Origin of the sequence: Acaryochloris marina MBIC11017, assembly GCF_000018105.1 — a bacterium.
Lineage (GTDB): Bacteria > Cyanobacteriota > Cyanobacteriia > Thermosynechococcales > Thermosynechococcaceae > Acaryochloris > Acaryochloris marina.
In genome coordinates this window covers 767,297-782,350 of the sequence record NC_009925.1, presented here as the reverse complement: position 1 = coordinate 782,350, position 15,054 = coordinate 767,297, and the positions used below count along the sequence as shown (strand labels likewise).

Below are 15,054 nucleotides of genomic sequence, written 5' to 3'. Positions count from 1 at the left end.
TCCATACTCACATCCTTACGGGGTGCAGAGGGGGGAGCGCTATCTTCAAAGTCAAAAATATTCTCTAAACTATCCTGAGACCCTGCGTCAGAACTTTCCCCCGTTCCCCCTAATTGATCCACAGGCCCACCATTGAGGCGGTCATCATTTTCATTCGTGAATAGGGAATCTGTAAAGGTTTGATCTGCAGGCGTCATTTTGACTAGTTATGAACAGCAAAAAAGGATGGGCGATCTTCGTTACTCAACTATAGGACAAGTTCCTCCAAAAACCAATTGGGCGGTATTGGCTGTAAACCTATTGATTCTGACGGGTAAAAACCTATTTCACTGGGTTTTTGAAAAACAGAAGTTTTTCTTAAGGTTAAGAACTAGGTGGGGATGGTTTCCGCAATTCTAGAACGGGACTTTCAGGATTTTGGATGTCAATATAAACAATCTGCTTCGGATCGACAGATTTAGGCAATGTTCGCATTTCATCTAAGGCTTGAAGTTGCCGATCAAAATTGTCACTAAATGGACCAATATGAATCTGGCCCAATTTGGTGGTCAGCATCAGTTTATTCGGGTTTTCCCAATTGAGATGTTTAATCTGAACGGGACTCGTCTCCATTGAGGCATACATCTGCTGCCATTGTTGTTGTTTTTGACGGTCAATTGAAACAAGTTGCGTCGCTGAATCGACAGGGGGATTGTCTGAAGTGTCCTCATTGGCTTCAGGTTGTAAATAGCCTTTTAAGGTGAGTTTGGGAAGTTGATGGGCTTTTTCCAGTTTGGGATAACTATCAGCGGGTAGAACGACGCCCCGCTGATCTAATAACCAAACATTGGCCGGCCCCAAGGTGGTGGAATCAGCTTGACCGGGCTTTAGGACGAGGGTGCATCCTTTACATTCCGTCATGGCCACCGGGGGTAATTCTCGCACGACCACATTTACCCTAGGAGGAAACAGCTTCCGCGTCACAATCACATGGTTAACATGGGCGTTGTTTTTCAACTGAGCAATCAAGGTTTGAGGCTGAAAGCGAATCAGAGAAGTCGGAAACTGTAGCACCATCAGGTGTTCCAGGGTCTGGCTGTCGATGGCTTCATTCCCCGTTAGGGTGACTTGATTCGATTGTTGAATTTGCCATTCGGGTTGGCAGACTGCCCATCCCAATCCTACCGTCATGCCTAAGATGATCAATGTCCGCCAAGCACCGCGCCGAAATTTTTGTTTGCGCTGGCGAATGAGCTGCTGCTGTCGATCTCTGATATTGACGATTTGAGGTTCGGGGGTTGAATCAGTCATGTTGCTCAAAGACTAGAGTGGCTGGACACTTGAAGACTATGGATGATCTTCGGAACCATTGGATGAAACGAATGCTCAGGGCATCTTTTCAATTAAAAACTGCCTGATTCGTGCTGGCAAGAGCATAGCGATTATGGTGGAGATTCGCCAGGCTCTCTGACTTCGCTAAGCTAGAGGTCCGGGGTTGATGCCCGTTGGTAGTTGAAGTACTGCAGCGAACGGGAAAGATACAGATATCCCGCTATCAGGTTCACTTCATGGTTCTTATTCGCATTCCTAAGCCTTGGCAGATCGAATCGCAGCCGATCACTTCAGAAACGGCTTATTGGCATCGGCGACGATTTCTAAAAAATATGATTGGCTTTGGCATTGGTGCAACCGTCTTTCCCAGCATTAGTTGTTCTCGGTCAGATAGCGAGATTGAGCCGGACCTCCAGGCAACGTTACCTCAAGGCCAGCTTCCTAATGTCAAACGGTCTCCCATCTATTCTGGACAGGGATTGACGGTGACGCCAGAGGCGAAAACGAGTCGCTATAACAATTTCTATGAATTTGGCGGGACAAAAGATATTTGGCAAGCGGCTCAAGCGCTGCCGACGGATCCTTGGAAGTTGGAGGTGACGGGGCTGGTAAATCGGCCTCAGACCTATGATTTGGATGATTTAACCCAGAAATTCCCCCTAGAGGAACGGATCTACCGATTTAGATGTGTAGAAGCTTGGGCCATGGTGGTGCCGTGGTTGGGATTCCCGATGCGATCGCTACTGCAAGACGTCGAACCCAAATCCAATGCCAAGTTTGTGCGCTTTACCTCTTACTACGATCCCCAGGTCACCCCTGGCCCCGGCGGGTTTACGGATTCCAGCGGTTTGCCCTGGCCCTACACAGAAAGCTTGCGAATTGATGAAATGGCCCATGACTTAGCGTTTTTTGCGGTGGGGATTTATGGCCATCTCTTGCCGAAACAGCATGGGGCACCGATCCGCATGGTTACGCCGTGGAAATATGGATTCAAGGGTGCGAAATCCATTGTTAAAATTGAGTTTATGAACTTTCAGCCCCCCACCTTTTGGAATACCTTAGCGCCGGATGAATATGGGTTTGAAGCCAATGTCAACCCGAATATTCCCCATCCTCGTTGGTCTCAAGCGGAGGAGCGTTTGATTGGCACTGGGGTGCATCCAGCCGTATGGGAACGACAGCCCACGTTAATTTATAACGGCTACCCTGAAGTGGCTCCATTATATGGAGGCGTCTTGAATTAGCTCCTGCAACATCTGGCGTAAAGACTGTCGCCAATGGGGGGCAGGTTGCCCCAGGATGGGGGTAATTTTGCAATTGCTCAAGACAGAATAGGCTGGCCTTGGGGCCGGTAGCGGATATTCCGGCGTGGTAATGGGGATGACCCGTTCGATTTGAAGGGGAACACCCAGAGCTTGGGCTTCAGCAAAGATGGCAACGGCGAAATCATACCAGCTGGCGACTCCACGGTTGGTGAAATGATAGGTGCCATACAGTTCTGCTTGGGTGACCGGATCCGAGGTGGACCAGTGGTGAATCAGGGATGCGATCGCGTCTCCAATCTCCTTGGCCCATGTGGGCGTGCCAACTTGGTCATCCACAACCCGAACGTCTGATCGCTCCCTGCCGAGTCGCAACATCGTTTTCACAAAATTACCTTTGCCTTGGGTACCGTAAACCCAGGCCGTCCGTAAAATAATATGCTGATCCCAGGTTTGGCGAATGCCCTCTTCTCCTTGCCATTTTGAATGGCCATAGACACTTTGAGGATGGGGAGCATCGGATTCAGTGTAAGGATGGCTTTGAGTTCCATCAAACACATAGTCTGTCGAAATATGGATGAGTAACGCACCTAATGTCTGGGCGAGTTCGGCTAGGACTGTAGGGGCTTTTTGATTTACTGTATGAGCTAATTTAACCTCTGACTCAGCCCGGTCAACCGCCGTATAAGCTGCGGCATTAACGATAATGTCTGGCTGAACGGGTAGGATCGCTTCGTGTAATTGTTCAGGGACAGCCAGATCGACCGTCTCTTTTCCCACAGCAATCAGTTCACCCATCGTTGGCAACGTTTTTTGTAATTCTTGGCCTAATTGTCCTTGCGCACCAAGCAGGAGAATGCGGGACTTTGCCATGGGGAATTCCTATCGTGCACTAACACGGATCCTATCTTGTTCAAAGAGTAGATATCTATTAGCCACTTCAAAGAAGAAGATACAGATCTAAATCACTACGTGATATTTCTCCACCGCAGTAGTATGTGAGTGAAAGGTGCTGGAGCTGATGTTACTTCAGACCGTTCATCCCCATACGCAGCGCAAGAAAAATTGCTACCCAGGGTAGTCTAGGACTACCATTGCCGACCCAATTATGACTACGGTTGCTTATCTGATTAATCAATACCCCAAGGTCAGTCATAGCTTTATTCGCCGTGAAATTTTGGCCTTAGAAGCACAGGGGTTGAATATTCGCCGTTATTCCATTCGTCCCTGTCCTGATCAGCTCATCGATCCTGATGATGTGGCAGAGCTAGATAAGACTCAAGTCCTGCTGTCCGTTGGCGTCTTAGGACTTGTTTTAGCATTGATTTGGGTCATGTTTAGCCGCCCCCTTGCCTTTGTTAAAGCTCTGGGGTTAACCCTTAAGATTGGTTGGCATTCTGATCGTGGCTTGTGGCGGCACTTTATCTACTTGGCAGAAGCAAGTGTTTTCCTGTTTTGGCTAGGCGTTGCAGGGGTTGACCATGTTCATGCCCATTTCGGCACGAACCCTGCTGCCGTCGCCATGTTGTGTCATGCCTTGGGTGGACCTTCCTATAGCTTTACGGTGCACGGGCCCGACGAATTTGATAAACCCCAGATTCTTCACTTAGCGACCAAGGTTGCCCGTGCTGATTTTGTGGTGGCAGTTAGCTCCTTTGGCCAAAGCCAACTCTATCGTTGGAGTAACCCTCAACATTGGTCTAAAATCCACATTGTTCGCTGTGGATTAGATCAAATATTTCTGCATCAACCCCCTACCGCGTTGCCAGAAACGCCTCATATCGTTTGTATTGGCCGTCTTTGTCCTGCAAAGGGACAACTTTTGTTGGTTGAGGCTGTTTCCCAGTTGATCCAAGAGGGAGTCGAAATTAAGTTGACTTTGGTCGGAGATGGTGAATCCCGTGCTGCCATAGAATCCGCCATTGCCGCAGTACATTTAGAAGAGGTAGTTACCATCACAGGATGGGTGAGCAGTATCCATATTCGGAACTATTTACTAGGGGCCAAAGTTAAAGTTTTACCGAGCTTTGCAGAAGGCTTACCCGTCGTTTTAATGGAAGCTTTAGCCCTAAGACGTCCTGTAATTTCCACCTATATTGCAGGTATCCCTGAATTAGTAGAACCTAGCCATGGCTGGTTGATTCCAGCGGGGTCAGTTACAGCTTTAAAGGATGCGATTCAAGTTAGTTTAGCCACCAGTACAGTCCAACTCCAAGAAATGGGACAAGTTGGGTCTGAACGGGTACTTGCGGATCACAATATAGAAACTGAAGTAGAGAAACTCTCGCAATTATTTGCAGCAAATCGGCTCTAGATTTTAAAACCCTTAGAGGTATCTACCCAGCTCTGATTAGGTGGCTGAGGTTCAGAGTTCGTTGTCGAGCGCAACCACTGGATAAAATGCACGACCCCAACGGCGGTGACCGCTCCCAGCGCTAACCCAACCACCAGCAGAATTCCAAAAAATTTCTGCATCGTCCGTTGGTTATCTGCTACCGCCCGACGACTGTCTTCTGACAGTTCAGCTAAATCTCGTTCCAAATCAGCGTTCGTTTGGCGTTGAGTTGACAGTAAAGACTCAAATTCGTCTGGCGGTTGGAAAGGCTGGGGACTCATCACCTAGCTCCCTAGATAGTGCTGGTCAGACGACAGAAGCTGCTTCTAGAAAGATACGCTTTACTTCTGTGTGGGATTCTCGGATTTTTCGCTCAATACGGCGGGTAGCCGCTTCGATCTCATCGGAAGAGAGGTCATCTCTAAACTCGATGTTCATGGCCAACATTATATCTTGGGGACCAAAGTGGAGGGTGATGGGGGACTCCATGCGAGTGACGGCATCATCCGATTTAACAATCTGTTTAATACTCTCGCGGGTTTCTGGTGAAGCACTTTCACCAATGAGTAAACCTTTGGTTTCAATAACCAGCACAACGGCAACCACGGTTAGCAATAGCCCGATGATAATGGAGGCAATACTGTCGTAGATAGAATTGCCCTTCAGTTCGGTCATAAATACGCCGATAAAGGCCACCCCTAGACCAATCAACGCAGCACAGTCTTCAAAAATAACAATAAACGAGCTGGGATCTTTGCTGTTGCTTAAGGTTTTCCAGAAACTACTGGAGGTTTTCGGGGTGGCCTTATTAAACTCACGAATCGAGACGAATAAAGCAATTCCCTCAAATACAGCGGAGGCGGCCAAGACGATATAGCTGAGCATAGGATCATGGGCTGGGGCCTGCACTTGCATGCTCGTAATGCCTTCAAAGATGGAAAGGCCACCGCCTAAAGCAAAGATCAAAACAGCAACGATCAAAGACCAGAAATAAAGTTCTTGTCCATAGCCCAGGGGATGCTGTTCATCTGGTCCCGTTTCACTCTTATGAAGACCGTAGAGTAATAGCACTTCATTGGTGGAATCCACCACAGAATGAATGCCCTCTGATAACATGGCTGAGCTGCCGCTAATTCCGGCACCGATAAACTTAGCGATGCCAATGGCAATATTGGCAGCCATGGCTGCATAGATTGAAACCTTAGATGAATGCGCGTTAGACATAAAAGTGAAGTTGAGTCGCTAGTTCCGTTTGAAGGGTGAGACAGGGCGGTGGTGGAAGATAGTCTGCAAGCTCCCACAGCCCCAAAAATGGTTTTTCCCATCATCGAGATGGGTCACTAACAATAGTGCCCTGGCTTGCCCCACTTTTCCACTCCGATACAGATTCTAAGGTTGGTTTTGATACTATTTCTGACTCAGTTTTTGGGTATTGGTAACCAAACTTTGGGCAAAGGAATCTAACCGTTCGGCTAGTTTGTCATCCATTAATTTTCCGTCTTCATCAAAAGCCCGCCAAGCTTGACCAATGGCAATTTGTTCTGGAATGACCCATGCGTGAACCCACCGCATAATTAGTCGCATTTCGTTAAGGGCATTGCTATTGGGCTGTCCCCCCAAAACACTGATTAATCCAGTGACTTTGCCGCCCAGCTCTGTAAACCCCATTAAGTCCAGGGCATTCTTAATCACCCCACTGACACTGCCGTGATATTCCGGGGTAGCCAAGATTAAACCGTCGGCTGCAGTGACGACCTCTTGCAGGACATGAACGTCTGGAAACTCTGAATAGTCTTTGCCACCATCACAAAAAGGGAGGGTCATGGTTCTCAGATCCAAGATTTGAATATCAGCACCCAGGGCTTGAACTCGCTCGGCTGCTAATTCTAGCGCCATCATGCTGTAAGAAGCGGTTCTGAGGCTACCGCCAATGCCAACAATTTTGGTCATGGGTATTTCACTCACAGAGGATTACTCAGAGTTTAACGAAACTAATACTGGGTTGGTTTTTCTTGCCGTGATCGGGAGAAATAGATCCTCCTGAGGCGCTAGGGAGGGTGGTCTAGTCGTAATAGCCATGACGGTTGTTTTGGGTCACTGACAAGGGGGGAGTAGGGATGCGTTGATAAGAGAGACCATTAGATCGAAGCAAAAGGCACGGTGGGGAAGATTAGCGGCCAAGGCTGATATTGGTGTGGTCTCAGAGATTCAGTTGCAGTAGTTAAGGATAATTTTCTGTGAGATGGGAAAAGGAATGAAGAGAAGACTTGGTGTGGCGATTCTGCTGACGATGTTTAGTGTTACATACCCAACTCAGCTGATGGCATTGCCAGAAGATCTCGCGAAAGAATCAGCTGCTTTGAGCAAGATGCTGAGTGATGGATATGCCAAATTCTATCCTGAACAATCTCAAATGGTTGAAATATCTGGCTATCCATCTTTAGGATTCAAGTCAGGGGTTGCTGTTTTGATGAGTATGGGGGGCTGGGCGGGTGGCAATACCAATAACCAATATGTTGCTGTCTATGGCATCAATGCAGACCTGAAGCTGGGCAAAGCCCCTAATCAATATCGCCTCATTTCATTTAAGCGAGTTGGGGGCAAAGGTGATCGTTTATTTACAACCTTGAGCTATGAAAATCAGGCTCTGGTTTTATCTGGTTTTGGCTATGGTGAGAATGATGGCCTGTGCTGTCCGAGTCTACCCATCAACTTAACGCTTACCATTGGTGATCGTGGCGATCTGAAAGAATCTCTCAATTCCACTACGCAGTAAACTCCAATATCCAAACGAACTATAGGCATAGCCTTGAGTACCGCCAAAAAATCTGTGTAGGAAAAAAGTGCTCATCCATATATCTGGAATAATTGGTCGATAGGTAAGAGGGCTACCATAACACCGTTATCAACATAAATCGGGTTTCATCACTATGGAAATAACGTTCATTCTGGTCTTGGTCGTGCCAGTCGTTTTCATAATCAAGTCCGTGGTCATTTGCAAATATACGGAACGAGTGGTGATTTTTCGAGGAAAGAAACCGCACCGTGCTGATGGTCCCGGACTAGTTCTCGTCACCCCTGTTTTAGAGCGAGTGGTACGGGTCAACATCAACGGTTTTTCTGATCAGCTCAGCAAGATCTCCCCTGAAGAGTTACTCAAAAGATTAGTGGAAGAAATAAAGTATCAGTGAATCCCTTCAATAGCCCTATCTCAGAGGTTTAATAGGGCTGGTTCACTTGCGCTAACGAAAGAATAGAATGAAGGTGCAATGGGAAGGAAGTCCTTGTGATGGTCTTGGCTCGAATAGTGACGATGATCGGTATCCTACTGGGTGTGATCACGGTCCTGCTCCAAAATCAAAGTCCAACACTAGCGCTAGTGTTTTTGGGAATGCGATCGCAACCCTTACCTCTGGGACTTTGGATTGCTGCAGCCGTTGTGATCGGTGCTCTCCTCAGCCTTGGTTTATTTGCCATTCTCTCAGCGACCCCTGCCCCCTCTCGCAAGGCGAGACGTCGTTCTTCAGCCCAATGGTCTCCCTTTAAGCGTCCGGCTAAACCAAGAACAGAACGGGAGAGCTACTATTCTGGGTATTCAGATTGGGATGAACCCGTTGCCACGGAGTGGAATACTCAACCCGCTGATTCCTTCTTTGACGATGGGCCGGAATACTATGACGATCCGGTTGACTATCTGGAAGAGGAGGACTATGACGATCCAACACCTCCTTGGGAGAAACGGGATTCGGCTTATTCTTATAGCTATCGCGATCCTGAATTTGCCCAGCAGAGCAGTCAGCGAGAATCCGTCTTTGATGCGGAATATCGCGTGATCAAACCACCCCAACGACCGAAAGTGGATGATGACTGGGATGAGTTTGATGATTCCTATCGAGAAGACTAAATGTCTGACCTGTCACAGGTGATGCCAGGGAATCTGCCCCATGTTTTGCTGGTGATCGATCAGCCCCAGCTATCTCGGCGCTTGCGTGATACGTTTCTAGCCCAGGGCTTTTATGTCACGGTGGTTGGGGATGCAGAAGATGCGATCGCCCACTGCAAAACCCAACCCCCTGCATTAGCCATGATTGATCAACAAATTTCGGAACAATCAGGAGTACAGCTCTGTCGTCAGTTGAGAGCTGAAGGGGTCAGTATCCCCCTGTTACTGCTGATGGAAAAAGATTCGCGGGAGGATCGGATCGTCTGCCTAGAGGCTGGAGCGGATGATTATATCCTTAGCCCTCATGCCGGGGAAGTGCTATTGCAGCGGGTACGACAGTACTTTAAATCAGATTCTGGCTTGCCATCGAAAGTCCTCAGTTTCCAAGATTTACAGCTCGATTTAGCCACCCGTCGTGCGCAACGGAGAAGCAGAACCATAGAACTGACCATGAAAGAATTTGAGCTGTTGAGATATCTAATGGAGCATCCTCGGGAAATATTAACCCGTGAGCAAATTTTAGAAAATGTTTGGGGATTCGATTTTCGGGGGGAGTCGAATGTGATTGAAGTCTATATCCGCTATTTGCGGCTTAAGGTGCAGGTTGCCCCTGAAAAGCGTCTTATTCATACTGTTCGTGGAGTTGGATATGTCCTCCGAGAAGCCTAATCAACATCGAATATTACACCTGTTTGGTCTAATTGCTGGGGTCCTGATGCTGGGGTGTCAACCCCTGAACCAAGCGACAGAGGCGACAACTCCCCAGCCAAAACCCTCCGTAGCGGTAGCCGCAACCCCTGGGCAACGGTTACCCATAACGGCCCAAGCCCAAATTAAAGACTACGTGGTGGAACTGGAAGTTGCCCAAACTCGCCAACAGCAAGCGACGGGATTAATGAGCCGAGACAGTTTGGCAGATAATCGTGGCATGTTATTCCCCTTCAGCCCTCCTCAAACCGTCAGCTTTTGGATGAAAAATGTCCTGATTGATTTGGACATGATTTTTTTACGCCAAGGGAAGGTCATTTCGATTCAGCACAGTGCTCCACCCTGTACATCCATTCCTTGTCCGACCTATGGACCTCAAGGCGAAATCATTGATCAAGTGATTGAGCTTCGGGGGGGAAGAGCAGCTGAGCTTGGGATTCAGACAGGCGATCTCATCCCGATTCAGCCTGTTTCCCCTGAATCGTAAAATTTTGCAGAATAGCCCCAAAATCTGGTGATTGTAACTTGACGGTTGGCAAGCATGCTCGCCAGGATGATACAAGTATTGAAACTGATTTAAATTTTTTTCATACCTATTTATTTTTCATACCTGTTTTTTTAGGTATAAAGACACCCTTTATTGCTAACCTGTGAATCTTTTATGACCTCTCCTATTGCTCCTGTTCATGATCTATCTGAACAGCTATCCTCCCCGATTGCACATCGATTCCAGGCTGCAATTCATGCTGGAGAGTTTTTAGTGACCGCAGAGGTGATGCCTCCTAAAGGTGGTTCCATCCAGCATATGCTGGACCAGGCCCTCCACCTCAAAGATTGGGTTCATGCAGTTAATATTACTGACGGTAGTCGAGCAGTTCTTAGAATGAGCTCTTTAGCCGTTGCTGCTATCTTGCGGCAGCAGGGAATTGAACCGATTTGTCAGATGGCCTGCCGTGATCGCAACCGGATTGCCCTCCAAGCTGATCTAATGGGAGCCCATGCCTTGGGGATTCACAACATCTTGGCCCTGACGGGAGATCCCATCAAGGCAGGAGATTTCCCTAAAGCAAAAGGGGTGTTTGATCTAGAGTCCATTCGCTTGTTGAACATCATTCGACAGCTCAACAATGGCTTGGATGGAAATGAGAAACCTCTTCCTGATGGCCCAACCCACCTCTTAGTGGGTGCCGCTGTAGATCCGCAATTGGCGAGCTGGTCAGGGTTACAAAGCCGATTTGAGAAGAAAGTGATGGCGGGGGCTGAATTTTTCCAAAGTCAATTAATCGTTGACTTTGATCGCCTGGAAAAATTTATGACAGAAATTGCGACCCCTGCCAAAAAACCGATCTTGGCAGGGATTTTTCTGCTTAAATCTGCCAAGAATGCCCAATTTATTAATCGCTGTGTTCCTGGGGTTAATATTCCAGATGCCATCATCAACCGTTTGGATAAAGCCACCGATCCGCTGCAAGAAGGAATTGCGATCGCATCTGAGCAAGTCCAACAGGCCCGTCAACTCTGCCAGGGGGTCCATATGATGGCGGTCCGTCGAGAAGACTTGATTCCTCAAATACTGGAGCAGGCAGGCGTTACACCTGTAAGACAAACTCAAACCATCTCATGAGTTTTTGCCATTTAGAGTGCCAATAGAAGTAGCTTCAACGTTTTTCGTTTTTCTCCGTTGGTTACAATGGCATTACTCTGAGCTAGCATTCTGTATGATTTCCCAACTAGCCATCGAACAAACGATTTCAAGCTTTCAAGCATTGCACGAACGCTTGAATCTACACCGGACCTCAGATGTATCATTTTTCCCTGAGTGGCAATTACCAACAATTGAACTCGCTGACAGTGAAAAAACTTTTTTAGATCACTTAAAACAGCGTTATTACAACTATTACAATGCGGGGCTATTAACTGAAGGTACGGTGCTTTTATCGATTGTTGCTCCGCTGCTGGAGCGCTTAGGCTTTCATGAACCACCTTTTTTTGTTCAATCTGAAGTTCCCGTTAGCCTTGAAGTGAAGGAGCGAAACGAAATTTACCGAGGGCGCATGGATGTCTTGGTGATTCGGGAGAATTTGTGGGTTCTAACGGTGGAAGCTAAACGGTCGAAATTCGCAGCGGATCTGGCCTTACCCCAATGTTTAGCGTATGTGAGCGCTTCGCCACAGCAACCTAGCTTTGGCATGGTCACGAATGGCAGTGATTTTATCTTTTGTAAGGTAGCGGATGGGATATACGATTTTTCTGACCCGTTATCCCTTTTATCTCGTCAAAATAGACTTTACGAAGTGGCGACGATCTTGTCTGGCTTAAAAGAGGGTAGCTTTCGAAGCTGAAAAGGATAAGTGATGACTGCCAGTTGATCTCCCAATCGTTTTGGGATGGGGGATGTTTAGTGTCCGCAGGCCATCTCTTACAGGTCTTTATGAAGGTGGTGGAGCTAACTCTTCCGTATCAACTGGGCGGACAATAGCTTCAGTATCCTGTCCATTAGTCTGAAAGATGCCTGCCAGCCCTTGGTCTAGGGTTTTGGCCATCACAATTTTGTTTTCATAGACAACGATTACCCTTGCTAGAATTGGTACGCTATTCTCTTCTGCTTCTAGATACAGTGGTTCCACATAGAGCAGCGAGTCTTCAATGGGAATAATCAGCAAATTTCCCTGAATCACCCGTGACCCCTGTCGATTCCACAGAGAGATCCGTTGAGAAATCACGGGATCCTGGTTGATTAGGGCCTCAATTTGTTCAGGGCCAAAAATCAGCTCTCGTTTGGGGAACTGGTAGAGCAGCCGCTTGCCATAGTTTTCGCCATCGGATCGGGCCGCTAACCAGGCAATCAAGTTATTACGGCGCACCGGGGTAAAGGGATAGAGCAGAATAAATTCTTCCGTATCGGCTTCCGGCAGCTTCATCGTCAAGTAATAGGGCTGGACGAGCTGACTTTTCTCGCCATAAATCTCATTGGGGACCCGCCATTGATCTTCCCGGTTATAGAACACCTGAGGGTCGGTCATATGATAGGTGAGTAGGCTTTGGGATTGGGCTCGAAATAGATCCGTGGGGTAGCGGGTATGGCTGCGCAGACTGGGGGGCATGGCCGCTAAAGACTGAAACATCTGGGGGAAAATTTCCCGCCAGGTTTTGAGGATGGGATCGTTAAGATCGACGCTATAAAATGTTACCGAGCCGTTGTATGCATCCACCACTACTTTGACGGAATTGCGGATGTAATTGAAACTTTCTTGGCCTGGATCGGAATAGGGGTAATGATTGCTAACGGTATAGGCATCAATGACCCAGAATAAAGTGCCAGGAACTGCGGGTTTGTTGGTTCGATTGAAGGCTTCTACATCGACATTGGCGGTCACCAAATAGGGATTACTGTCAAACCGGAGAAAAGGAGCCAGCTCTTCCACACGTTCTTTAATTTGGCGGCGATACAAAACTTCCGTCTGGGGAGTGAAGTTTTGGGTAAACAGCATTTGCCAATCCCGCAAGTAGAGGGAAAATAGCCCCCGTCGCCACCAAGATCCAATGGCGACACCACCGGTACCATCATAGGTGTTGTAGCGATTGTCATTACCGCTGGGGTAGTCCAGCTCCTGCACCTTGGTGCGGGTCATAACATAGGTGTTCGACAGTTCTCCAAAGTAGATCCGAGGCAGATTGATAGGAATGCTGGCGGCGATGTCTGAGGTTGCTGTTTGTAAGGTTCCCTCGTTATTTCCCGCACCAATATCTTTAACAAAGTAAGTGGGCAAACCACTAGACTCAGCCGTATTCACAGGGCTGAGGGTAAAGCCGTAACCGTGGGTATAGATGAGACGCTGGTTAATCCAGGTCTGGGCTTCGGGAGGGACATTGCCATAATCTAGCTCACGAGCTGCCACCAGCACCTGGCGTTTTTCGGTGCTCGATGGGGGCGTGGTGCTTTCTTTGTCTGGGTTGGCAGGCCGGGACGTTTTAAGGGTGTAGCGATCCACGTCGGCGCTGGGAAACTCATAGTAGAGGCGAATGCGCTGGAGCTGACGATTGGCCTCTAGTAGCGGTCGTGTATCCCATAGGCGAATATTGCGCAATGTAGAATCATTGGCCTGGAGTTTGGCGGGGGTTAAGTCGGCTTTGGGCTGGAAGGTTTTGGTCTCAATATTGTCGAGGTCAAAGGCCGCTCTGGTCAGTTGAATACTTTTTTCGATATAGGATTCTTCTCGGGCCAGCTCATTGGGTTGAACCACCAGGGCCTGGACCCCTCGGGGCAAAATCAAACCTGCCACAACGGCAATGCCGATATAAAAACTGAGAATCCAGGAGAGTTTAACTGGACGCCGAGCTGGACGAGAAAACACCGCTCGCCCAAAAAAGACGACTGCAATGGTGGCTGCGCCAAAACAGAGAATTGTTTTCGTGGGTAAATCTACCGTAACGTCGGTATAACCGGCCCCATAGAGAATGCCTTGGGTGGAATAGAGTAGGGAATAGCGGTCTAGCCAAAAGCCCCAAGCCAAGGATAAGGCGAGGGCACCTCCTAGTCCATAGAGGTGCTGTTTCTGAGGCAGGCTGAATCCTGGGAAACGGCCTTGACTGAGACTATCGCCAGCTAAAAGGTAGGTGAAAGCGACGCTGATAAATCCGGTAAGGGTCACCCCCATCAGCCAAAATCGCAGCAGTTCCCAAAGGGGCAAAACAAAGACATAAAAGCCAATGTCATGGCCAAACAGCGGATCGATGTTTTTGAAAGGAGTAGCGTGCAGAAAGGCTAAAACGGTGGTCCAGTGGTTGGAGGCGACTAACCCGAGCCCTAGGCTAAGACAAAGTGCGATCGCACCGAGTACAAACCCAGGGTGCCAGAGCAAAAAAGCTGTGAAACCAGCGACTAACAGAAGTTGCCAGGGCATCTGCAACCAATGTTTGAGCAAATCGGTCGTAGCCGAAAAGGTAAACTGCTGCAGATTCTGAGAACTGGACGTAGCAATTTCGGTGGGGGGATACCAAAACTGGATGATCACCTGACCAATATGGGTCAGCAGACTCGCCAACAACAGGCTTAGTCCCACTAATACCAGCAGTAATTGTGTCAGCTTAAGAGTGCCGGGTTCAGTTTTGTCGATATCAACGGGTTGGTGATAGCGCCAGCGGCGGGCTAGGACTAAATTACCAACGAGATACCCTCCAGTACTCGCGAGGGCTAGGATCCAAAGTCCTATTCTGACTGCTAGTTGGGTTTGAAATACAGATAAATAGCCTAGATTTTTGAACCAGGCAAACTCAGCAATAAAATGAGCCAGCAGATCTAGACCAAATACCACTCCCAATGCAAGGAGTAGAGCTTTAACCAACCAACCAACAACCTTAGAGGACATCACAAGGAACCGCTCTTGGCATGTAACCTTCAAATCATAGAGGATCTGTTCTAGATCAACCCATTAGGAGAGAGACGTAACTTAACCCAATCATTCGCAATATTGTGGGTGAGTGACGGTTGTTGT

General features: G+C 48.1%; 15 protein-coding genes. 9 read left to right on the top strand and 6 right to left on the bottom strand.

Going from position 1 to position 15,054, the window contains the following annotated elements:
* Positions 1-363 precede the first annotated feature (363 nt).
* Complete coding sequence (locus AM1_RS03580; RefSeq protein WP_012161430.1) at positions 364-1,290, bottom strand: cell division protein FtsQ/DivIB; 927 nt, start codon at positions 1,288-1,290, stop codon at positions 364-366.
* Positions 1,291-1,547: 257 nt separating this feature from the next.
* On the opposite strand from AM1_RS03580, the gene msrP reads away from it, so the two are divergent.
* A complete protein-coding gene (msrP, locus tag AM1_RS03575) occupies positions 1,548-2,555 on the top strand; it encodes a protein-methionine-sulfoxide reductase catalytic subunit MsrP (protein ID WP_012161429.1) in 1,008 nt (335 codons plus the stop codon).
* Here msrP and rfbD read toward each other — a convergent pair.
* Complete coding sequence (gene rfbD, locus AM1_RS03570) at positions 2,532-3,446, bottom strand: dTDP-4-dehydrorhamnose reductase (RefSeq protein WP_012161428.1); 915 nt, start codon at positions 3,444-3,446, stop codon at positions 2,532-2,534. The genes msrP and rfbD overlap by 24 nt on opposite strands.
* A 235-nt stretch (positions 3,447-3,681) precedes the next feature.
* On the opposite strand from rfbD, the gene AM1_RS03565 reads away from it, so the two are divergent.
* Positions 3,682-4,887 (top strand): glycosyltransferase, encoded by a 1,206-nt coding sequence (locus AM1_RS03565; protein ID WP_012161427.1) that lies wholly within the window; start codon positions 3,682-3,684, stop codon positions 4,885-4,887.
* Here the strand turns inward: AM1_RS03565 and AM1_RS03560 are convergent.
* From AM1_RS03560 to AM1_RS03550, 3 genes are all read right to left on the bottom strand, one after another.
* Positions 4,884-5,189, bottom strand: coding sequence for a hypothetical protein (locus AM1_RS03560; protein ID WP_012161426.1), 306 nt, complete (start codon positions 5,187-5,189; stop codon positions 4,884-4,886). The genes AM1_RS03565 and AM1_RS03560 overlap by 4 nt on opposite strands.
* Before the next feature lie 25 nt (positions 5,190-5,214).
* Positions 5,215-6,132, bottom strand: coding sequence for a cation diffusion facilitator family transporter (locus tag AM1_RS03555; protein WP_012161425.1), 918 nt, complete (start codon positions 6,130-6,132; stop codon positions 5,215-5,217).
* A gap of 183 nt (positions 6,133-6,315) precedes the next feature.
* Positions 6,316-6,858 carry an NADPH-dependent FMN reductase gene (locus AM1_RS03550; protein ID WP_010468575.1) on the bottom strand — a complete coding sequence of 181 codons (543 nt, stop codon included), beginning with the start codon at positions 6,856-6,858 and terminating at the stop codon, positions 6,316-6,318.
* A 304-nt stretch (positions 6,859-7,162) separates the two neighbouring features.
* Here AM1_RS03550 and AM1_RS03545 point away from each other — a divergent pair, with 304 nt between their 5' ends.
* The 7 genes from AM1_RS03545 (at position 7,163) to AM1_RS03515 (ending at position 11,901) form a co-directional block, all read left to right on the top strand.
* Positions 7,163-7,684 (top strand): hypothetical protein, encoded by a 522-nt coding sequence (locus AM1_RS03545; RefSeq protein ID WP_238549157.1) that lies wholly within the window; start codon positions 7,163-7,165, stop codon positions 7,682-7,684.
* 154 nt (positions 7,685-7,838) lie between these two features.
* Complete coding sequence (locus tag AM1_RS03540) at positions 7,839-8,099, top strand: hypothetical protein (protein WP_012161423.1); 261 nt, start codon at positions 7,839-7,841, stop codon at positions 8,097-8,099.
* 98 nt (positions 8,100-8,197) lie between these two features.
* The gene (locus AM1_RS03535) at positions 8,198-8,812 is read left to right on the top strand and encodes a LapA family protein (RefSeq protein WP_012161422.1); all 615 of its coding nucleotides are present in this window, start codon (positions 8,198-8,200) and stop codon (positions 8,810-8,812) included.
* Positions 8,813-9,520, top strand: a complete 708-nt coding sequence (gene nblR, locus AM1_RS03530) for a response regulator transcription factor NblR (RefSeq protein ID WP_012161421.1) — start codon at positions 8,813-8,815, stop codon at positions 9,518-9,520.
* Positions 9,501-10,046 (top strand): DUF192 domain-containing protein, encoded by a 546-nt coding sequence (locus AM1_RS03525; protein ID WP_012161420.1) that lies wholly within the window; start codon positions 9,501-9,503, stop codon positions 10,044-10,046. Before nblR ends, AM1_RS03525 begins: the two co-directional genes overlap by 20 nt.
* Positions 10,047-10,220: 174 nt before the next feature.
* Positions 10,221-11,183, top strand: coding sequence for a methylenetetrahydrofolate reductase (locus AM1_RS03520; protein ID WP_012161418.1), 963 nt, complete (start codon positions 10,221-10,223; stop codon positions 11,181-11,183).
* 94 nt (positions 11,184-11,277) lie between these two features.
* Positions 11,278-11,901: a type I restriction endonuclease gene (locus tag AM1_RS03515; RefSeq protein ID WP_012161417.1), complete on the top strand. Its 624-nt coding sequence runs from the start codon at positions 11,278-11,280 to the stop codon at positions 11,899-11,901.
* An 87-nt stretch (positions 11,902-11,988) separates the two neighbouring features.
* Here AM1_RS03515 and AM1_RS03510 read toward each other — a convergent pair whose 3' ends face one another.
* Positions 11,989-14,928 carry a UPF0182 family protein gene (locus AM1_RS03510; RefSeq protein WP_012161416.1) on the bottom strand — a complete coding sequence of 980 codons (2,940 nt, stop codon included), beginning with the start codon at positions 14,926-14,928 and terminating at the stop codon, positions 11,989-11,991.
* Positions 14,929-15,054: the final 126 nt, after the last annotated feature.